Annotated in this window: 16 protein-coding genes; 10 read left to right on the top strand and 6 right to left on the bottom strand. The window is 66.3% G+C overall.

Features of this window, described 5'->3' with window-relative positions; all coding sequences use genetic code 11:
• Positions 1-16 precede the first annotated feature (16 nt).
• From CR156_RS01565 to grxC, 5 genes are all read right to left on the bottom strand, one after another.
• The gene (locus CR156_RS01565; protein ID WP_100551672.1) at positions 17-925 is read right to left on the bottom strand and encodes a LysR family transcriptional regulator; all 909 of its coding nucleotides are present in this window, start codon (positions 923-925) and stop codon (positions 17-19) included.
• Between the two features lie 53 nt (positions 926-978).
• Positions 979-1,722 (bottom strand): cysteine hydrolase family protein, encoded by a 744-nt coding sequence (locus CR156_RS01560; protein ID WP_100551671.1) that lies wholly within the window; start codon positions 1,720-1,722, stop codon positions 979-981.
• A gap of 182 nt (positions 1,723-1,904) precedes the next feature.
• Positions 1,905-2,909 (bottom strand): isocitrate dehydrogenase, encoded by a 1,005-nt coding sequence (locus CR156_RS01555; protein ID WP_089239080.1) that lies wholly within the window; start codon positions 2,907-2,909, stop codon positions 1,905-1,907.
• 315 nt (positions 2,910-3,224) lie between these two features.
• On the bottom strand, positions 3,225-3,617 hold the full coding sequence (locus CR156_RS01550) for a carboxymuconolactone decarboxylase family protein (RefSeq protein WP_046986956.1): 393 nt from the start codon (positions 3,615-3,617) through the stop codon (positions 3,225-3,227).
• Positions 3,614-3,904 carry a glutaredoxin 3 gene (gene grxC / locus CR156_RS01545; protein WP_100554053.1) on the bottom strand — a complete coding sequence of 97 codons (291 nt, stop codon included), beginning with the start codon at positions 3,902-3,904 and terminating at the stop codon, positions 3,614-3,616. The genes CR156_RS01550 and grxC overlap by 4 nt, the downstream gene beginning before the upstream one ends.
• A 146-nt stretch (positions 3,905-4,050) precedes the next feature.
• On the opposite strand from grxC, the gene CR156_RS23335 reads away from it, so the two are divergent.
• The 9 genes from CR156_RS23335 to lpxH all read left to right on the top strand — a co-directional run bounded on the left by CR156_RS23335 (position 4,051) and on the right by lpxH (position 17,985).
• A complete protein-coding gene (locus CR156_RS23335; RefSeq protein WP_100551670.1) occupies positions 4,051-5,697 on the top strand; it encodes a M48 family metalloprotease in 1,647 nt (548 codons plus the stop codon).
• A gap of 116 nt (positions 5,698-5,813) precedes the next feature.
• Positions 5,814-6,503, top strand: a complete 690-nt coding sequence (phoB, locus tag CR156_RS01535; protein WP_089239076.1) for a phosphate regulon transcriptional regulator PhoB — start codon at positions 5,814-5,816, stop codon at positions 6,501-6,503.
• Positions 6,504-6,608: 105 nt separating this feature from the next.
• A complete protein-coding gene (phoR, locus tag CR156_RS01530; RefSeq protein WP_089239075.1) occupies positions 6,609-7,940 on the top strand; it encodes a phosphate regulon sensor histidine kinase PhoR in 1,332 nt (443 codons plus the stop codon).
• Positions 7,941-7,944: 4 nt separating this feature from the next.
• Positions 7,945-10,032 carry a polyphosphate kinase 1 gene (gene ppk1 / locus CR156_RS01525; protein ID WP_089239073.1) on the top strand — a complete coding sequence of 696 codons (2,088 nt, stop codon included), beginning with the start codon at positions 7,945-7,947 and terminating at the stop codon, positions 10,030-10,032.
• Between the two features lie 503 nt (positions 10,033-10,535).
• Complete coding sequence (gene ppx, locus CR156_RS01520) at positions 10,536-12,062, top strand: exopolyphosphatase (RefSeq protein WP_100551669.1); 1,527 nt, start codon at positions 10,536-10,538, stop codon at positions 12,060-12,062.
• A gap of 315 nt (positions 12,063-12,377) precedes the next feature.
• On the top strand, positions 12,378-15,347 hold the full coding sequence (locus tag CR156_RS01515) for a TonB-dependent receptor domain-containing protein (protein WP_100551668.1): 2,970 nt from the start codon (positions 12,378-12,380) through the stop codon (positions 15,345-15,347).
• A 166-nt stretch (positions 15,348-15,513) separates the two neighbouring features.
• A complete protein-coding gene (locus tag CR156_RS01510) occupies positions 15,514-16,659 on the top strand; it encodes a glycosyltransferase family 4 protein (protein ID WP_100551667.1) in 1,146 nt (381 codons plus the stop codon).
• The gene (locus tag CR156_RS01505) at positions 16,640-17,179 is read left to right on the top strand and encodes a phosphatase PAP2 family protein (RefSeq protein ID WP_025878111.1); all 540 of its coding nucleotides are present in this window, start codon (positions 16,640-16,642) and stop codon (positions 17,177-17,179) included. The genes CR156_RS01510 and CR156_RS01505 overlap by 20 nt, the downstream gene beginning before the upstream one ends.
• Positions 17,180-17,238: 59 nt before the next feature.
• Positions 17,239-17,985 (top strand): UDP-2,3-diacylglucosamine diphosphatase, encoded by a 747-nt coding sequence (lpxH, locus tag CR156_RS01500; protein WP_100551666.1) that lies wholly within the window; start codon positions 17,239-17,241, stop codon positions 17,983-17,985.
• 87 nt (positions 17,986-18,072) lie between these two features.
• On the opposite strand, the gene CR156_RS01495 is transcribed toward lpxH, so the two are convergent.
• Positions 18,073-19,326, bottom strand: a complete 1,254-nt coding sequence (locus CR156_RS01495; protein ID WP_099819161.1) for a zinc-dependent metalloprotease — start codon at positions 19,324-19,326, stop codon at positions 18,073-18,075.
• Between the two features lie 220 nt (positions 19,327-19,546).
• Between CR156_RS01495 and CR156_RS01490 the strand changes: the two genes are divergently transcribed.
• Positions 19,547-21,019, top strand: a complete 1,473-nt coding sequence (locus tag CR156_RS01490) for a DUF2235 domain-containing protein (RefSeq protein ID WP_100551665.1) — start codon at positions 19,547-19,549, stop codon at positions 21,017-21,019.
• Positions 21,020-21,122: the final 103 nt, after the last annotated feature.

The following is a 21,122-nucleotide window of genomic DNA, read 5'->3' as shown; positions in this document are numbered from 1 at the left end:
CACCGCTGCCGTGCGACTACCCTGCCGCACCCGACGCTGCAGCGTAATGCGCGGCAAGATGATCGACCAGCGCGCGCACCTTCGGCGCCAGCGCACGCGCATGCGGATACAGCGCGAAATAGCAGCGCGTGCCACCGTGCCAGCTGGGCAGCACGCGGATCAACCGGCCAGCGCGCAGGTCTTCCTGCACGGTGAGCGCGGTGAACAGACTGATGCCCATGCCGGCCAGCACGGCCGCATACAGTGCCGGCGTGGCGTCCACGCGTAGTCGTTGACCGGCTTCCACGCTGACGATGGCAGCGCGCGGCCCGTGCAGCTGCCACGGCGTGATCGCAGCAACCGGGTTGAATGCCAACAACGTGTGGTTCTGCAGATCGGCCACCTGTCGAGGCAGCCCATGCCGGGCGAGGTAGGCCGGAGCCGCAACCAGGATGCGCGGGCATCGCGCCAGTTCACGGGCGACCAGTTGGCTGTCTGGCAAGGATGGTGCGATGCGCAGGGCCAGATCGAAGCCACCGCCGACCACATCGACCAGCTGATCGTCGGCCGACAGTTCCAGCGCCACCTGCGGATAGCGCGCCAGGAAGCCAGGCAGCCAATGCGGCAATTCCTGGCTGGCGACCACCTGCGGCACGCTGACCCGCACGCGCCCGCTGGGCTGGGCCTGGCCGGCCCGCGCGCGGTCATCGGCAGCCTCCAGCCGGTCAAGCAGCGCCACCGCCTCGCGGTAGTAGTCGCGCCCGGCCTCGGTCAGCGACAACCGCCGGCTGTTGCGATCCAGCAGCCGCACCTGCAGGTGCTCTTCAAGTTGACGCAACTGCCGCGACATCGCCGAATGAGTAGTATCCAGCCGCTCGGCGGCGGCAGTGAAACTGCCTGCATCGACGATCGCGCGCAAAGCTCGCAGGGCGGCGAAATGATCCATCGGGAGGTGACTCCAGTCGGCGGGGCCCGCTGGCTGCGGACCCCGCCAGCTTATCAAGCGTCGCCGCCGGCCTTGCGCACCGGCAGGGCCAGGATCGCCGAGGTGCTCATGACATCGCCAAAGGCATCCTCGATCTGCGCCAGCGACGCTTCATGCAATGCGCGATGGCCGATGCTCCCGCCATTGGCCAGATCCAGATCACGGCTGGCAGAGGCATCGGAGGCCACGATCACCCGATAGCCGCGCGGCGCCGCAGCGGCATCACGTGCAGCACCGGCAACGCAGGCATGGGTCTGCAGGCCGGTGACGATCAGGGTGTCGATACCGGCGTCCTTCAGCGCCTTGTCCAGCACCGCTGCCGAGGCACCGGCGAACACGCTGACGTTGTCCTTCTGCACCACGGTCTCGCCCTTGCGCGGCCGCATGTCACGGTGGAACGCCGCGTTGACGCTGCCCTCGGCGAACAGCGGCGCGCCAGCCGGCAGCACGTGCTGCACATGGATCACGCGGATGCCGTTGGCATCAGCGAAGTCGACCACGCGCCGCGTCTGCCGCAGGGCCGCCACGCCATCGGGAATGACCATGCGACCACCGGCGAAACCGGCTGAGGCGCTGGCATCGAAATACTCGTTCTGGAAGTCGATCACCAGCACGGCCGTCTTCGCTGCGTCGAGCGAGGTGGCAGCCGGGGCGCCGGCCATATGTCGGATGGTGGGATGGGACGACCCGGCGGCGGCCGCCGGGGTGGTGGCGGCCATGCCGATCAGGCTGGCCAGGCCGAAAGCAGCGAGGTTCATGGTCAAGCTCCTGTGCGAGGGAAAGTCGGCACAGGATGAGGAGCGTTGAACGCACGAACCAGCCGCATCCGAGCACACGATCTGTGCGAAACGTGCACAGATCAGTTTTTGTGGAGGTGGTGAAACGCAGCGGGGCGCCCGAAGGCGCCCCGCTGTGGATCCGACCGAGGTCGAGCCGTCGCTTACAGGCGGCTGGCGATCGCCTTGGCGAAGCCCATCGTGTTGCCGGTGCCGCCGAGGTCGCCGGTCAGCGAATCCTTGGCTTCCAGCGTGGCCACGATGGCCTTGCGCAGGCGCTCGGCGTTTTCCGGCTGACCGACATGGTCCAGCATCTGTGCCGCTGCCAGCAGCAGCGCGCACGGATTGGCCTTGCCCTGGCCGGCGATGTCCGGCGCGGTGCCGTGCACGGCTTCGAAGATCGCCGCGTTCTCACCGATGTTGGCACCCGGGGCCAGGCCCAGGCCGCCGACCAGACCGGCACACAGGTCGGAAATGATGTCGCCGAACAGGTTGGTGGTGACGATGATGTCGAACTGTTCCGGACGCATCACCAGCTGCATGCAGCAGTTGTCGACGATCATTTCCTGGAACTCGATGTCCGGGTACTTGGCCGCCACTTCGCGTGCCACGGCCAGGAACAGGCCCGAGGTCGACTTGATGATGTTGGCCTTGTGCACGGCGGTGACCTTCTTGCGGCCGGTGCTGCGGGCCAGCTCGAAGGCGTAACGCACGATGCGCTCGGAGCCCTTGCGGGTGATGCGGGTGCCGGAGAAAGCGGTCTCGCCGTCGGCCGACACTTCCTGGCCTTCGGCCAGGTACGCACCTTCGGTGTTCTCACGAACAGTGATCAGGTCGACGTTGTCGAAACGCGACTTGGTATTCGGGAAGGTGTGGGCCGGACGCACGTTGGCGTACAGGTCGAAGTGACGGCGCAGGCTGACGTTGATCGAGGTGAAGCCACCACCGACCGGCGTGGTCAGCGGGCTCTTCAGCGCGACCTTGTTGCGCGCGATCGATTCCAGGGTCACCGCCGGCATCAGATCGCCGTGCTTCTCCAGGGCCACCAGGCCGGCGTCGGCGTCTTCGTACTCCAGGCCAGTCTTGAGCTGGTCGAGCACGAACAGGGTGGCGTCCATGATTTCCGGGCCAATGCCGTCGCCGCGGATGACCGTAATTTTCTGCGTCATTGATCGATGTTCCGAACAGGGGGAAAAACGCCGTCCGGACGTGCCCGGAAACGCCGGCGCAAAGGAAGTTTCACCCGCAATTATGCCTGAGCCGGGGCCGAGGTCCCAAATAGACCATGGTCCCAGTCCCGGCTCAGGCAGAATTGCCCGCGCATCCCACCTTATCCCCACGCCTTTGGCGCGCCCCCTTGAACAACAAGGGGGCTCCTGGGCTGTTGGATCGCGGGGAAGGCCCCGATGTACGTCATCGGTAGCGCCGGGCCGTGCCCGGCGGCCTTTCGTACAGGTGCCCGCCGGGCATGGCCCGGCGCTACCTCAGTGCTCGTGCGCTTCCGGGGCGGCGGCGCCACCTTCCAGCTGGTCGAGGAAGTCCACGGCGCGGCGCAGGTGCGGGATCACGATCGAGCCGCCGACCACCAGGCCCACCGAGAAGGTTTCGAAGAATTCCTCACGGGTCACCCCGGCGTCCTTGCACTGGGCCACGTGGTAGCTGATGCAGTCGTCGCAGCGCAGCACCATCGAGGCCACCAGGCCCAGCAGCTCCTTGGTCTTCACGTCCAGCGCACCGGCCTGGTAGGTCTGCGTGTCCAGCGCGAAGAAGCGGCGCACCACCTGGTTCGGCTCGCCCAGGATGCGTTCATTCATGCGCTTGCGGAAATCGGTGAACTCGGCGATCCGGTCCTTGCTGCCGTCGTCGGCCGCGCTCATGCCTTGCCCTGCCCGGCCAGCAGCGGCTCGAGCTTGCCTTCACGGTGCAGGGCCATCATGTCGTCGTAGCCGCCGACATGGACGTCGCCCACGAAGATCTGCGGGACGCTGGTACGGCGGGTCTTGGCCATCATCTTCTCGCGCTCGACCGGATCCAGGTCGATGCGGACCTCGGTCCATTGCTGGCCCTTGCTCTTGAGGAAGTTCTTGGCGGCCACGCAGTAAGGGCAGACGGCGGTGGAATAGATGGTGATGGCGGGGGTAGCGCCGGCGGACTGGGCTGTCACGGGAAACTCCACGATGGATCGACGGTCCATATATGGTACCGGTGCGCTGGAATTTCCACGCCACGCCCGCAACACTGTGGATTGATTAACGAATGGTTGCCCCCTGCCCTGCCACGCTGGGCAGACTCTGCCCGAGGATCGACCGCTTGCGACCCCTGCTGCTCACCGCTGCCCTCACCCTGGCCCTGGCTGCCCCGCTGGCGCAGGCCCAGGAGAAGCTGCCGGACATCGGTTCCTCGGCGGGCGAACTGCTGACCCCGGCCCGCCAGGCCGAGTACGGCGCGATGATGCTGCGCGAGCTGCGCAACTACGGCTACCTGCTGGACGATCCGCTGGTCAACGACTGGCTGCAGACCATGGGCACCCGCCTCGGTTCCAACAGCGACCAGCCGCGTCAGCCCTACACGTTCTTCGTGATGAAGGACCGCCAGATCAATGCCTTCGCCACCCTCGGCGGTTACATCGGCGTCAATGCCGGCCTGGTGCTGACGGCCGAACGCGAGGATGAGGTGGCGGCGGTGCTGTCGCACGAAATCGCCCACGTCACCCAGCAGCACGTGCTGCGCGGGGTGGAGCGTGCCCAGCGCGACCAGATTCCGATCCTGCTGGGCATGCTGGCGGCGGTGGTTGCCGCCCAGGCCAGCAACAGCTCCTCCTCGGGCAACGCCACCATGGCTGCGATCAGCTCGGGCATGGGCCTGATGCAGCAACGGCAGATCGACTACACCCGCTCCAATGAATCCGAGGCCGACCGGCTGGGCATCCGCACGCTGTCACGCAGCGGCTACGACGTGGATGCGATGGCCGGCTTCTTCGAGCGCATGTCCTCGGCGATGCGCGGCAACGACGGCGGTTACAGCGTTCCGGACTTCCTGCGCACCCACCCGGTCAACACCACCCGCATCAGCGAGGCCAAGGCCCGCGCCGAACAGATGAAGAAGGACACGGTGCTGCTGACCACGCGCACGCCCAGCGGCGAGCGCAGGGAACGGGTGGATCCGGCCGACCCGACCCTGGGCGATCCGCTGCTGCGTGGCATCAACCCGCTGCTGCCCAGCAGCGTGCTGCGGGTTCCGATCGGACAGCTCAGCCGCGGCGCCAGTGGCGATTTCAACTGGGCCCGTGAACGCCTGCGCGTACTCAGCGCCGACAGCCCGGCCGAACTGCAACGCGAGTACGCCGATCTTGCGCGGCGGCAGAAGGATGGCCTGGACGATGCCCAGCGTTACGGCCAGGCACTGGCCACGATGCGCGGTGGCCGCAGCGGTGCCAGCGAGGCCCGACAGACGTTGACCGACCTGCTGAAGACCCACCCGGACAGCCTGTGGGTCGCCCTGGCCCTGGCCGAGGCGGAATCGCGCACCGGCCAATCCACCCAGGCCAATGCACGCTTCGAGCAGCTGCTGCATGAGCACCCCAACAGCCGGCCGGTGGCCTTGACCTATGCCGAAATCCTGAACGAGCAGGGTGGCCAGGCCGCAGGTCAGCGCGCGCAGGCGATGCTGCGTCCGCTGCTGTCGCAAAGCGGTAACGATCCGGTCTTCCAGCAGCGCTACGCCCGCGCCAGTGAACTGGCCGGTGACAGTGTCCGCGCCAGCGAGGCCTATGCCGAGGCGGCGTTCCTGGGCGGGCGCCCGGAACAGGCCCTGATGCAGCTGCAGGCACTCAAGCGCAACCCCGCCCTGGACTACGTCGGTCGGGCCCGGGTGGATGCGCGGATCGAGTCGATCACGCCCACCGTGCTCGAGCTGCGCCGGCAGGGTGTACAGGACCCGGACCTGGACCGCCGCTGAGTACGGCATGACCGGCAGATGGCAGGAATGCCAGATGCCGGCCAGGTAGTCACAAACATGTCATCAAACCGTAGTCTACTGGCACCACTCCAGTAACTGAGCCCTACGGTGCCCTCGTGCAGAAACGCATCCTGATCGTCGATGACGAGCCCGCGATCCGCGAAATGGTCGCCTTCGCCCTTCGCAAGGGCGATTACGAACCTGTCCACGCCGGTGACGCCCGCGAGGCCCAGACCGCCATCGCCGACCGCGTCCCCGACCTGATCCTGCTGGACTGGATGCTGCCCGGCACCAGCGGCCTGGACCTGGCACGGCGCTGGCGCAAGGAAACCCTGACCCGCGAAGTGCCGATCATCATGCTGACCGCGCGCGGCGAAGAGAACGACCGTGTCGGCGGCCTCGAAGCCGGTGTGGACGACTACGTGGTCAAGCCGTTCTCGGCGCGCGAATTGCTGGCTCGCATCCGCGCGGTCATGCGCCGCGCCCGCGACGATGACGAGGACGGCAGCGTGGCCGTGGGCTCGATCCGCATCGACGGCGCCGCCCATCGCGTGTTCGCCAACGACCAGCCGGTGCCGATCGGCCCGACCGAATACCGCCTGCTGCACTTCTTCATGACCCATCCTGAGCGCGTGTACACCCGTGCGCAGCTGCTGGACCACGTGTGGGGCGGCAGCGTGTATGTGGAAGAACGCACCATCGACGTGCATATCCGACGACTGCGCAAGACGCTGGAACCGTTCAACGCCGAGAACATGGTGCAGACCGTGCGCGGTGCCGGTTACCGCTTCTCCACCGCAACCTGAGCCTCGTCGTGCCGGCGCCGTGCACCCCACGGTGCCGGCGTCGGCAACTCTGCTATAACCCTCGGTTCACCTGCGTGAACCGCCGCAACCCACGACGAGACCGCAATGCCCCGCCACATCCGCTCTGCCTGGTTGAAGACACTGGCCACCGTGGCCATCGTGTTGCTGTTGGCCGGTCTGGTCGGATGGTTCACTGGCCACCTGTGGCTGTGCATCGCGCTGGCGGCACTGGCGACGCTGGTCTGGCATTACTGGCGGCTGCGCCGCGTGCTGCGCCGGCTGACCGCGCGCCAGCGCTGGGACACCGCCGCCGAAGGCACCGGCGTCTGGAACGAGCTGGACCGCCTGCTGTACCGCAACCAGGTCGAGATGCGCGTGCGCAAGCGACGCCTGTTGGACATGCTGCGCAGCTATCGCGCTGCAGCGGCCGCGCTGCCCGACGCCGTGGTGGTGCTGGACCGCAACAGCCAGCGCGTGCAGTGGTTCAACGAAGCGGCCACGGCGCTGCTCGGCCTGCACCATCCCGGCGATCTGGGTGAAGCCCTGGTCGAACGCCTGCAGCCGATGCCGCTGGCCCACTGGCTGGCCGGTGGCCGCAACGCCGAACCGATCCTGGACGTGCCCTCGCCGGTCGATCCTGCGATCCGCCTGAACCTGCGCCTGATTCCCTATTCGTCCGACTACTGGCTGCTGATCGCCCGCGACGTCAGCAAACTGCTGCGCCTGGAACAGGTACGCCGCGACTTCGTGGCCAACGTTTCACATGAGCTGCGCACCCCGCTCACCGTGGTCCACGGCTACCTGGACATGATGGACCCGGAGGATTTCCCGGGAACCGGACCGATGCTGGAAGAGATGCGCAAGCAAAGCCAGCGCATGGCCCAGCTGGTGGAAGACCTGTTGACCCTGTCGCGGCTGGAATCACAGGAACACAGCGAAGCCGAGACGGTGGCCATGCAGCCCATGCTGGCCACGCTGCGCCGCGAAGCCGAGGCGCACAGCCAGGGCCGCCACCAGATCAGCATCGACGACCTGGCCGGCGTGGACCTGCAGGGCTCGACCAAGGAACTGCACAGCGCGTTCTCCAACCTGGTCACCAACGCGGTGCGCTACACCCCGGCCGGTGGCCGCATCGCGGTGGAGTTCCGCCGCGAGGGCGACGGCGTGGTGCTGGCGGTGCGTGACACCGGCTACGGCATTCCTGCCACGCACCTGCCGCGTCTGACCGAACGTTTCTACCGTGTCTCCAGCAGCCGCTCACGCGAAAGCGGCGGCACCGGCCTGGGCTTGTCGATCGTCAAGCACATCCTCGGTCTGCACCACGCACGCCTGGAAATCGACAGCGAGGTCGGCAAGGGCTCGGTGTTCGCCTGCCATTTCGATGCCGACCACGTGCGACCGCGTGAATCCGCCCCCCTGACCTCCTTCGAAGAATGACGCCATGAGCAGCCTCGGATCCCTCCCCCTCCCCGTGAGCACGGACAGCGATCCGTTGCGCGACCCGGCGCTGTACATCAACCGCGAACTGTCGCAGCTGGATTTCAACTTCCGCGTGCTGGCGCAGGCGATGGACCCGCAGGTGCCGCTGCTGGAGCGCCTGCGCTTCATGTGCATTTCCTGCACCAACCTGGATGAATTCTTCGAGATCCGTGCCGCTGCGGTCCGTCATGCGCAGGAGTTCGGCCTGCCGCCGGCACCGGATGGCATGAGCCCGCAGGCCATTCTCAATGCCATCCACGAGCGCGCCGCCGAGCTGGTGGACCAGCAGTACCGCTGCTGGAACCAGACGCTGCGTCCGGCGCTGATGGAGGCCGGCATCGGCGTGCTCGGCCGCAACTCCTGGACCCACCGGCAGAAGCGCTGGCTGCGTGCCTACTTCCGCAACGAGATCATGCCGGTGCTGTCGCCGCTGGGCCTGGATCCGGTGCATCCGTTCCCGAAGATCCTCAACAAGTCGCTGAACATCGTGGTGGTGCTGAAGGGCACCGACGCGTTCGGCCGCACCGGCCACCTGGCCATCGTGCGCGCGCCGCGTTCGCTGCCGCGGATCATCCAGCTGCCGGAAAAACTCGGCGGCCCGCAGAACTTCGTGTTCCTGTCCTCGGTGCTGTCCACCTTCGTGGACGAGTTGTTCCCGGGCCTGGAAGTGCTGGGCGCCTATCAGTTCCGTGTCACCCGCAACTCCGAGCTGGTGGTGGACGAGGAGGAAGTGGAAAACCTGGCGCTGGCGCTGCGTGACGAGCTGGTGGACCGTGGCTACCGTCCTGCGGTGCGCCTGGAAATCGCCCACGACATGCCGCGCGACATCGTCCGCACCCTGCTGCAGAACTTCGGCCTGACCGAGAACGCGGTGTACCGCATCGATGGACCGGTCAACCTCAACCGCATCATCCAGCTGTACGACCTGATCGCGCAGCCGGACCTCAAGTATCCGCCGATGACCCCGCGCACCCTGCGCGACAGCGACGGCATCTTCGAGACCACCGCACGCAAGGACCTGCTGCTGCACCACCCTTTCGACGCGTTCGCTGCAGTGCTCGACCTGATCCGCCAGGCCGCGCTCGATCCAAACGTGCTGGCGATCAAGCAGACCCTGTACCGCACCGGCAAGGACTCGTTGATCGTCGATGCGTTGATCCAGGCCGCACGTGCCGGCAAGGACGTGACCGTGGTGGTCGAGCTGCGCGCGCGGTTCGATGAAGAAGCCAACCTGGGCCTGGCCGATCGGCTGCAGGAAGCCGGCGTGCAGGTGGTGTACGGCGTGGTCGGCTACAAGACCCACGCCAAGATGCTGCTGATCGTGCGCCGCGAAGGCCGCAAGCTGCGCCGCTACGTGCACCTGGGCACGGGCAATTACCACAGTGGTACCGCACGCGCGTACACCGACCTGAGCCTGATCACCGCCGATGCCGACATCGGCAACGACGTGCACCTGCTGTTCCAGCAGTTGTCCGGGCTGGCCTCGAAGATGAAGCTCAAGCGCCTGCTGCAGTCTCCCTTCACCCTGCATACCGGGATCCTGGCGAGGATCGAGCGCGAGACACGCGTCGCTGCCGCCGGGCGACCAGCGCGGATCATCGCCAAGATGAACGCACTCAACGAAGCGCAGGTGATCCGTGCGCTGTACGCCGCCTCGCAGGCGGGGGTGCAGATCGACCTGATCATCCGCGGCGCCTGCACCCTGCGCCCGGGCGTACCCGGCGTGTCGGACAACATCCGCGTGCGCTCGATCGTCGGCCGCTTCCTGGAACACAGCCGGGTCTACTGGTTCGGCAACGACGGCGCACCGGAGCTGTACTGCGCCAGCGCCGACTGGCTGGAACGCAACCTGCTGCGCCGGGTGGAGACCTGCTTCCCGATCCTCGACCCGGCACTGGCCAAGCGGGTCTATCGCGAAGTGCTGCAGAACTATCTGGACGACAACCTCAACGCCTGGGAGCTGGATGCCGAGGGCATCTACCACAAGCGCGCCCCGGCCCACGACGAAGCCCCGCATTCGGCACAGATGGCGTTGATGCAGGGACTCTGACCGGTAGGTGCCGACCTTGGTCGGCACGTTTGGATGCATCCACGCATGGCGTGGATCTACCGTGTCGCCCAAGGTCGACACCTACCAACAGCCGCGGCGATCTGTCGAAGGTCGACACATGCAGGGTCTTTGATCCGGTAGATGCCAACCTTGGTCGGCACGTTTGGATGCATCCACGCGTGGCGTGGATCTACCGTGTCGACCAAGGTCGACACCTACCAAGAGCAGGCAATGCCATTCCGACAGATCGCGGAAAACTGTCGAAGGCGAGGTGGGTCCGGTTGCGGGGGTGTCCGCGGCATGGATGCCGCGGCCAAGCCCCCAAGGATGGGTTCACGGCGTCCCCCGCAACCGGACCCACCCCGCCTTCCCACGGATACCCCGCTTTTGACGTTGACGTTGACTCTGCGGGTGCAGGGCGCAGCCCTGCCGCCGCCCCCCCACCACAAAATGTGAAGGCCGCGCGGTGACGAGTTCACCGCCCCTTCGGCTAACATTCGCCCATGCCGCATACCACCACGACTCCGCCCGCATTGCAGGATGGCGACCTGCTGGCCGCCATCGACCTTGGCTCCAATAGTTTCCACATGGTCATCGCGCGTTACACGCTTGGCCAGCTGCGGGTGATCGACCGCCTGCGCGAGACCGTGCGCATGGCCGACGGCCTGGACGGCAAGGGCGGACTCTCCGCAGCAGCGCGGCAGCGCGCGCTGGAGTGCCTGGCACGGTTCGGCCAGCGCATCCGCAACGTCCCGCCACATCGCGTGCGTGCACTGGCCACCAATACCGTGCGCCAGCTGCGTTCGCCGCAGGCCTTCCTGATGCCGGCCGAAACCGCGCTCGGGCATGCCATCGAAGTGGTCAGTGGCCGCGAAGAGGCGCGACTGATCTACCTGGGCGTGGCCCATGCGCAACCGCCCAAGCCCGACCAGCACCGCCTGGTCATCGACATCGGCGGCGGCTCGACCGAGTTCATCATCGGCAAGGGCATGCAGACCCTGGAACGCGAGAGCCTGCAGGCCGGCTGCATCGCCAGCACCCGTCGCTTTTTCCCGGGCGGCAAACTCAGCAAGAAGCGCTGGAAGGATGCCCTGGCCGAGATCGGCCGGGAGTTCCAGCCCTTCGCCAGCAAATACCGCGCGCTGGGCTGGCAGGAAGCCCTTGGCTCGTCCGGCACCCACAAGGCCATCAGCGAAATCTGCGCGACGATGAAGCTGAGCAAGGGTGCGATCACCGCCGAGGCGTTGCCGCAGCTCCGCGATGAGCTGCTGAAGGCCAAGAAGATCGACGACATCGTGCTGCCCGGCCTGTCCAGCGATCGCCGCCCGATCATCGCCGGCGGCATCCTGGTGCTGGAGGCCGCCTTCCAGGCACTGGGCCTGCAGAAGCTGCTGGTCAGCAAGGCCGCGATGCGCGAGGGCATCCTCTATGACATCCTCGGCCGTGCCGGTGACAACGACCCGCGCGATGAATCGGTGGCCGCCCTCACCCATCGCTATGGCATCGACACGGTGCAGGCCGGCCGCGTACAGGACACCGCACTGTCGTTGCTGGAGCAGGTGCAGGAACGCTGGAAGCTGGATGCCGATGATGCACGCATGCTCGGCTGGGCCGCGCGCCTGCATGAACTGGGCTTGATGATCGCCCACAGCGGTTACCACGTGCATGGCAGCTACGTGCTGGAGAACTCGGACATCGCCGGCTTCTCGCGGCAGGAACAGCAGATGCTGGCGACGCTGGTGCGCAATCACCGCCGCGGCATCAGCAAGACCGCCTTCGATGCCATCCCCGAACGCCTGCTGCTGACGGCACGACGCCTGGTTGCCCTGCTGCGCCTGGCGGTACTGCTCAACCGCGCGCATGAAGACGCACCGCTGCCGGTGCTGGAGCTGACCGCCGACGACAGCCGCCTGTCGCTGATCGTGCCGCAGGCCTTCATCGATGCGCGGCCGCTGCTGCGCGCCGACCTGATCGGCGAGACCGAAGGCATCGCCGGGCTGGGCATCCAGTTCCGTCCGTTCGTGGTCTGAGCAGGACGCCGAGGGCGCCCACGCATCACCCGTCGGCGCCCGATTACATTTCGTTACAGTTCGCGCAATCGACCGCCAATTCCTGCTGCAACGCAGCAGCTGGCGGCGCTTGCGCGTGCCGAGCCTTCACGTAAACCCCTGCTTTTGTTCACGTTTGGTGAAAACAGGTGATGCGTAACGACACAAACCGACATGCGCTCTTTACAGAGCATTAACCAACGAGACTACTATCGGGTCATCGGCTCGGTCTTGGACCTGCCGATTCCTTCGACGCCCGTTTTGGCGTCCTTTGCACGACCCGAGAGAGAGCTCGTCATGACTTCACGCACCACCGCACTGGGGCAGGCCATCCGCTACGCCCTGGCAACCACTGCGACGCTGGCTGCGCTGCCGGCGTTCGCCCAGAGCAGCAGCACCGCATCGCCGACCAACCTGGACCGCATCGAGATCACCGGTTCGCGCATCCGCCAGGTGGACGTTGAAACGGCGCAGCCGGTGCTGGCCCTGAGCCGTACCGATATCGAACGCCAGGGCTTCAGCTCCGTTGCCGACATCCTGCAGAACGTGACGGCGATGGGCAGCCCGGCGATCAGCCGCGCAAACGCGCTGAGCTCGGGCGAAAACACCGGCGGCACCTACATCGACATGCGCAACCTGGGCGCGCAGCGCACCCTGGTGCTGGTCAACGGCAAGCGCCTGGGCATCAGCACCTCGGGCCTGCAGGACGTGTCCTCGCTGCCGGTGTCGGCGGTGGAGCGTATCGAAGTGCTGAAGGATGGCGCTTCGGCCATCTACGGTTCCGATGCGATGGCCGGCGTGGTCAACATCATCACCCGTTCCAACGTCAACGGCGTGACCGCCAACGTCTACCACGGCCAGTACAGCGAAGGTGACGGCGCGCGCGACCGCTTCGACGTGGTGGGCGGCTGGAGCAACGACCGCGTGTCGCTGACGCTGGCGCTGGAACACTCCGAAGAAAAGAGCGTGTGGGCACGTGACCGCTGGTTCAGCAAGTACGGTACCAGCGACCACAACCCCAATGACCCCTCCAACTGGACCACGCTGAGCCAGTACGGCCAGATCACCGGCCTGAAGGGCCGCCCGGGCTGTACCGATACCCGCCTGGGCTGCGGCTACTCGCTCAACCGTGGTGCCGACCCGACCAACCCGGCCAATTACCACCTGACCGATGCGACGCCGTTCACCGGTGACGTCAGCAATGCCAACGACCAGATGCACGTCATGTACCCGATCAAGCGTGATTCGGTGTACTTCGATGGCCGCTTCAAGCTGACCGATGACATCAACCTGCGCACGGAGTTCGGCTACAACAAGCGTTCTTCCGAGCGCCAGATCGCCGGCTACCCGACCCAGTCCAGCTCGGTGTCCATTCCCAATGACCCGAACGCCACGGGCCAGATGTCCAGGGACAGCTACTTCAACCCGTTCGGCAGCCAGCACGGTTACGCCAACCCGACCGCAGTGTCCTGGAACCGCCGCACCTGGGAAGTGCCGCGCGTGAGCACCAGCGAACTGAAGACCTATCGTGCGGTGGTGTCGCTGGATGGTGCCTTCGAGATCGGCCAGCGCTACTTCGACTGGGACGTGGGCTACCAGTACAACCGCAACGAGCTGACCGCCACCGCCACCGGCAACCTGCACAAGAAGCGCGTGCGCGATGCCGTGGGCCCTTCGTTCCTCGACGCGGCCACCGGCAAGGTGATGTGCGGCCGCCAGGGCGCGGTCATCGATGGCTGCAAGCCGTGGAACCCGCTGGTGCCGTTTGGCAAGAATGACCCGAACGGCCTGACCGGCAACGAAGAACTGCTGTCCTGGCTGTTCCCGTCCGAAAAAACCACCGGCCGCACCACCACCAAGAATGCGTTCGCCAATCTGTCGGGCAGCATCATGACCCTGCCGGCCGGCGACCTGGGCTTTGCCTTCGGCGTCGAAAGCCGCAAGGAAGATGGCAAGTACACGCCTGACGCGCTGGCCCAGACCGGTGCCACCACCAACCTGGCCGCTGGCCCGACCGGTGGCAGCTACACGGTGAAGGAAGCGTACCTGGAGCTCAACGTGCCGATCCTGGCCGACCTGCCGGGTGCCAAGGAACTGAGCTTCAGCGCCGCAACGCGTTTCTCCGAGTACAACACCTTCGGCAACACCCTCAACAGCAAGTTCGGCTTCAAGTGGAAGCCGATCGACCAGCTGCTGGTCCGCGGCACCTGGGCCGAAGGTTTCCGTGCACCGACCATCAGTGACCTGTACGGTGGCGGTTCGGAAACCTTCGCGCAGTTCAGCGATCCCTGCGACACCGTGTTCGGCGCTTCCAAGAACAGTGCTGAAGTCCGCGGACGTTGCGCACGCGACATCGCCGATGCCGGCAACTTCCGTCAGCTGCGCCAGGGCAATACGCCGGTGACCACCGCCCAGGACGCAACGCCGACGCCGTTCGTATCCGGTTCCAACCCGCAGCTGACCCCGGAAACCTCGACCAGCAAGACGCTGGGCCTGGTGTGGAGCCCGACCTTCGTCAGCAACCTCAACGTTGCGCTGGACTGGTGGAAGATCCGCATCGACAACACCATTGTCGATGACAGCCCGAACCAGATCCTCACCGACTGCTACGAGCAGGGTATCGAAGCGCGTTGCAGCCGCTTCACCCGTGATGCCGCCACCGGCATCGTCACCGGCCTGAAGTTCGGCAACCGTAACGCAGGCTTCGCAGAGACCGAAGGCTACGACCTGGACGTCAGCTACCGCGTGGATACCAGCTACGGCAAGCTGAGCGCTGGCTGGACCAGCACCTACGTCAGCAAGAACGTGTACCGTTCGACCAACGATGCCGGCGTGGTGCCTACCCCGATCAACGGCGTGGCCAACACCATCGGCACCAGCACCAGCCTGGCATTCCGGGTGCGTTCGAACCTGGTGCTGGGTTGGGATATCGGTGACTTCGGCGTCAGCTGGACCGCGCGTTACTACTCCGGCGTGAAGGAGCGTTGCCTCAACGCCACCCGCTACGCGGATGAGTGCTCCGATCCGGGCTTCATGGCACCGTGGATCAAGGGCACCCGCGATTACAACCAGCGTGGCGCGGTCACCTTCCACGACGTGCAGTTCCGTTACAACCTGCCGTGGGATGCCACCGTGTCGGTTGGCGCCAACAACGTGTTCGGCAAGGAAGGCCCGGTGATGTACAGCAAGCCGAATTCGTCGTTCTCCTACTACGGTGGCTACGACATCGGTCGTTTCATGTACATGAAGTACCAGCAGCGCTTCTGATCCACACGCTGGCGCAACACCACGACCACGGCCCTTCGGGGCCGTGGTTTTTTTGTGCCCCTGAATTACGCAGGCATCGCCTTGCCCGGCCGTCATCGCGCTGTCGCAAAGCGGTCATGTCCGCTACATCGCCAAGCCTGAGCATGCGTAAAACCGGAGGCCCGCCATGCGCTATGCCATCGTCACCGAAACCTACCCGCCGGAGATCAACGGCGTCGCACTGACCGTGCAGGGCCTGGAGCAGGGATTGCGCGCCGCCGGCCACGAGGTCGACCTGATCCGCCCGCGACAGGCCAGTGAAGCGCTGGAGGCGGTACCGGGCACCCTGCTGGTTCCGGGCGCGGCCTTGCCGCGTTATCCCGGCCTGCGCTTCGGCCTGCCCGCACCGATCCGGCTGGGCCGGCACTGGCGGCAGCAGCGCCCGGACGCGATCTACGTGGCTACCGAAGGCCCGCTGGGCTGGTCGGCGCTGCGCACCGCGCGCCGCCTCGGCATTCCGGTGGCTACCGGATTCCACACCCGCTTCGACGAATACCTGCCTGACTATGGAGTGGCGTGGCTGCAGTCGGCGGCAATGCGCTGGATGCGCCGCTTCCACAACCAGGCCGATGCGACCCTGGTGCCCACCCGCGAACTGCAGGAATTTCTCACCGAACAGGGTTTCGAGCGTGTGCGCCTGCTCGCGCGCGCGGTCGACAACCAGCAGTTCGACCCCGCACGCCGCGACCCGGCGCTGCGCGAAGAATGGGGCATCGATGGTACGGGGCTGGCAGCGATCTACGTCGGCCGCATCGCCGCCGAAAAGAATCTCGGCCTGGCGGTGAAAGCCTTCCGCAAGCTGCAGCAGGTGCGTCCGAAAGCACGCTTCATCTGGGTCGGCGATGGCCCGGCGCGCGAAAAACTGGCCCATGAGAATCCCGATTTCATCTTCTGCGGCATCCAGCGTGGCGATGCCCTCGCCCGCCATTTCGCCAGTGGCGACCTGTTCCTGTTCCCCAGCCGCAGCGAGACATTCGGCAACGTGACCCTGGAAAGCATGGCAAGCGGCCTGGCTACTGTCGCTTTCGACTACGGCGCGGCCCGCGAGTACCTGCGCAACGGCGAGAATGGTGCGGCAGTGGATGACGACGAGCAGTTCGTGCAGGCAGCAGTTCAACTGGCTGCCGATGACGCCCTGCGCCGCGAGTTGGGCGGCAACGCGGCACGGGCGATGAAGCGGCTGCACCCACAGCAGGTAGTGGCGGAGTTCGAAAACCTGCTGGCGGAACTGGCCAATGCGCGGAGGAGCGGACATGCGCACCACGCCGCTTGAGCTGCTGGCCGGCCGCGAAGCACGGTTGTGTCGGCGCGCCAACCACTACTGCCGACGTCGCCGCGTGCGCCGCGTCTTCTCGATCATCAGCCGGCTCGGCGATGGCGTGTTCTGGTACGTGTTGATGGGCGCGCTGGTGCTCATTGATGGCTTCGATGGCCTGCGTGCATCGGTGCACATGGCCGCCACCGGGCTGGCCGCACTGCTGCTGTACAAGGGGCTGAAACGTTGGACCAGGCGACCACGACCGTACGCGGCCGACCTGCGTATCCGTGCCTGGGTGGCGCCGCTGGATGAGTTCAGCTTCCCGTCCGGGCATACCCTGCACGCGGTGTCGTTCACCATCGTCGCGCTGGCCTACTACCCCTGGCTGGCACCGCTGCTGGTGCCGTTCACCTTCGGCGTGGGCCTGTCGCGCGTAGTACTGGGCCTGCACTACCCGAGCGACGTTCTGGCGGCCACCGGCATCGCTGCACTGCTGGCCTCGGCCAGCCTGGCCTGGCTGCCGTTGCCGGTGTGATGCCCGGCGACTGCGCAGGGCCCTGCGCTACCGGCGAAGCGATGCCCTAGAATATCCGCATGACCACGCTGTTCATCTCCGATCTGCATCTGGACCCCAGCCGTCCGGCCATCACCGACCTGTTCCTGCGCTTCCTGCGCGAGGAGGCGCCCGGCGCCGACGCGCTGTACATCCTCGGCGATCTGTTCGAAGCCTGGATCGGCGAGGACACCCCATCGGCCGCAGCCGATGCGGTGGCCGATGCACTGAAGGTACTGTCCGACAGCGGCGTGCCGGTGTTCTTCATCCGCGGCAACCGTGACTTCCTGCTCGGCGAAGACTATGCCCGCCGCGCCGGCCTGCGCATCCTGCCGGACCCGTGCATGATCGAGCTGTACGGCCGCCCGGTGCTGCTGCAGCACGGCGATCTGCTATGCACCGATGACATCCCCTACCAGCAGTTCCGCGCCCAGACCCGCGATCCTGTCTTCCAGGCGCAGTTCCTGTCGCAGCCGCTGGAAGCGCGCATCGCCTTCGCGCAGAAAGCGCGCGATGCGAGCCAGGCGCGCCAGTCGGAAATGAAGCAGGGCGACCGTGCGCAGTTCGAAACCGTCACCGACGTGGCCCCGGCCGAAGTGGAAGCCACTTACGCGCGCCATGGCGTGGACACGATGATCCATGGCCATACCCATCGCCCGGCGATCCACACCCTGCAGGCCGGCGGACGCAGCTGCACCCGCATCGTGCTGGGCGACTGGTACGAACAGGGCTCGGTGCTGCGCGTGGATGCCAACGGCTGGACCCTGGATACGCTCGCGCGCGTCTGATGGGTCGCAGGGTGCCAACCAAGGTTGGCATCTACCAGAGCAGGTGCACGCGCTCTGGTAGACGCCGCCCCTGGTCGGCGCTTGGCCTCAGCGGAAGGCCGCGATGGTGGCCTTGGTATTGACCAGCACGCGCTGGTTGTCGGCACTGCTGGCGATGCCCATCGGCACGCCGTTGTAGCTGATGTTCGGATTGGACCAGTAGTTCAGCCGCGGGCAGCCGGCCGAGCAGTCATAGGCCATGATCGTGCGCCAGCGCGACCCGCTGGCCGGCTCATAACGATAGCCATGGCCATAGGCATACGGTGACGTGCTCGGATCACTGGCGATATCGTGCCGTGCGCTCTGCAGATGGCCGATTTCATGGGCGAACGAGTAGTAGCCGGTGGCGCAATCCCAGTACACCGCGGCAAACGCCGTCGACGCCGTGGAGCCGATGCCCGAGGCCAGCCCGCAGTAACTGGTGTTGTTGATCAGCAGAACGCCGACGTCGGCGGCCGTGTTGTTGCGGCTGGTGTGGATGCTGTCCATGTAGCCGTCGCTGGTGCCACGGAAGCGCGACAGGTCGGTGGTGAAATTGCCGGACTCGGTGTAGCTGGTGGTTTCATAACCGGCCAGCTGCAGGGTCAGGCCCACGTTGCTGTTGGTATACCCCTGGTTGGACTCGGCAACGGCCAGCTGCACCAGCGACTGCATGTTGCCGCCGTAGGCGGTCACTGCAGCGTTGGTCGCCACCACCAGCACGCGGATGGTCGCCGGGCTTCCCGACGAGGCCTGCGCGGTGCCAAGGCGATCATTGGCCGGCATGGCGATCTTCGGCAACTGGTTGTAGTCGGCCGGATGGTCGGCCGGCATCCGCGACTCATCCACCTCGACCAGCACGTGGCGATTGCCCAGCGGACGCAGGCGATACAGCTTGCCGTCCTTGCGGATCGAGCCGGTGAGGGTGTTGCCCGAGCGCACCAGGATCAGCGAGTTGCCCGGATCGTCCTGGCCATTGGACGTGGCCGCCTGCAGGCGATCGGACGGCGCGCGCAGCTGGCCATACCAGACGCTGCCACCATCCGGCAGCGCCTCGACCTTGCTGCGCACAGCCTGCACCTTCTGCCCGAGCAGCTCGAATTCCAGCTGCGGCTGCGCGGTGGCGGCAGCATCGACACGCACTTCCTGTACGGCGGCGGTGGACGGGGTGGCCAGCAATCGCCCCAGTGCCGGCTCGCTGGTGGCCGATGCACGGCTGAGCACGGTGACCGGCTCGAACAACGGCGCCGCACTCGCGGCCGCCGCTACCGACAATCCCAACAACAGACCACCTGTCGCTTTACCTATCGATCTGGACATCATCTTGTCGCTCCTTGGAGTGAAGTGGACAGCGTTGATGCAGCACGACCCGGAGTGCCGGGTTCGGCCATCAGGCCTGCGCAGGGCGTGTGAATTCAATAGATGAGGGGAATGGAAATCGCGATCTGTGATCGACCGCATCTGCGTTCAGTGAGGTCAAAAGCGTCAGTACACTTCGCCAACACACAGCTTTCGCGCTACCGTGACGTGGCCACGACGGGAAATGCACATGGCACCAGGACAGCACAGCAGTGACATGACGGCTGATCCAGGCCTGCTGCGGATCGGCCTGTTCTTCGATGGCACCCGCAACAACGCGCACAACCTGGCGCAGGGTCACCGGCAGGTGCCGCGACCGCGCCCTGCCCTGCTCCGCGCCGATGACGATTCGACCTACCAGAGCCGGCTCACCAGCAGCTACGACAACGGCGCCACCAACATCGCGCGCCTGCACCAGCTGTATCCGGACAGCCGACGCACACCGGGCAGCGCACCTTCGCTGGCGATCTATGTTGAAGGTGTCGGCACCCGCGACGATGCCGAAGACGACCTGATCGGCCTGGCCTTCGGGATTGGCGCCAGTGGCGTGCAGGCGAAGGTGCAGCGTGCATTGCAGGTGTTGCTGCCGGCCGCACTGTCGGCACTTGCCTCGCAGTGGCGCGCGCCGCTGCACAGCGTGCAGCTGGATCTGTTCGGCTATTCGCGGGGCGCGGCCGCCACACGCGATGTGGCCAACCACCTGCGCGGGTGGGATGCCGAGCGCTGGCGGCAGCTCCTGCTGCAGGCAGGGCTTTCGTGCAGCACCGGCTTCGCCCTGCCGCGGCCGACACTGCGCTTCATCGGCCTGTTCGACACGGTGGTCGCCGTCAACGGCGGTCGCGCCGACGAGCACCCCCGCATCGCCCTGCCCGCGGGCATCGCCGAGGCTGTGTTGCAGCTCAGCGCGCGCGATGAGCATCGCCAGCACTATGCGTTGACCACGGTGGCACCGACCCATCCCGAAATCGCACTGCCCGGTGTGCACGCCAACATCGGTGGAGGCTACGACCAGGTGGAGGAAGGGCCCAAGCTGCTCAGCCGGCCCCGACGGCAGCAGCTGCGCCGGCCCGGCGTGGAGGACTACCAGACACCGCCACTGGCACTGCTGCAGGCGACGACCGCCTACGCTGAAGCACAGGCCGACGCCGAGCGCTGGCGGCAGCAGCTGGGGTTGAACCCGAAGGAAGTGTGGGTCGATGTCTGGCACCAGTGGCAGCAGCAACGACGCGCCGGCAGCCGCAGCGTGCTGATGTCGCCGGTGCTGTACGTCACCGCTGCGGTGGTGCTGCACCGGCGCATCGATTGGCGCTATCAGCTGGTGGCGCTGCAGGTGATGCAGAAGCACGCCGTCGATGCCGGCGTGACCTGGACCGCCGACGCCGCCGAGGTGGCGGGTTGGGAGCTGCCTGGTGCACTGCAGCCGATCGCGCGCCGTCTGATCGCCGGCCAGTCGCTGACCCCGACGCAGGAAGCGTTGTTGCGCCGCCGTTACCTGATGCAGTCCGCACACTGGAATTTCGATGCGCTGGGCGATACCGCCCTGACCTACACCGCCGATGCCGGTGTCAGCGAGCTGCCGTACCGCCCCGGGCCGGGGTTGTTCTACATCAACCGGCCGACGGTGGATGGCAGGCGCGTGGTGTTGCCGAACGGGTGAACGAGCGAACGGCATCCACGCATGGCGTGGATCTACTGGGGTGGCGGGTGGACCTCATCCACCGGGGTACCGGCCTTGCAGTAGATCCACGCCATGCGTGGAT

This window comes from Stenotrophomonas lactitubi, from assembly GCF_002803515.1.
GTDB classification, from domain to species: Bacteria; Pseudomonadota; Gammaproteobacteria; order Xanthomonadales; family Xanthomonadaceae; genus Stenotrophomonas; species Stenotrophomonas lactitubi.
Note: the sequence above shows the minus strand (reverse complement) of the source record. Positions and strands in the feature narration are given on the sequence as shown.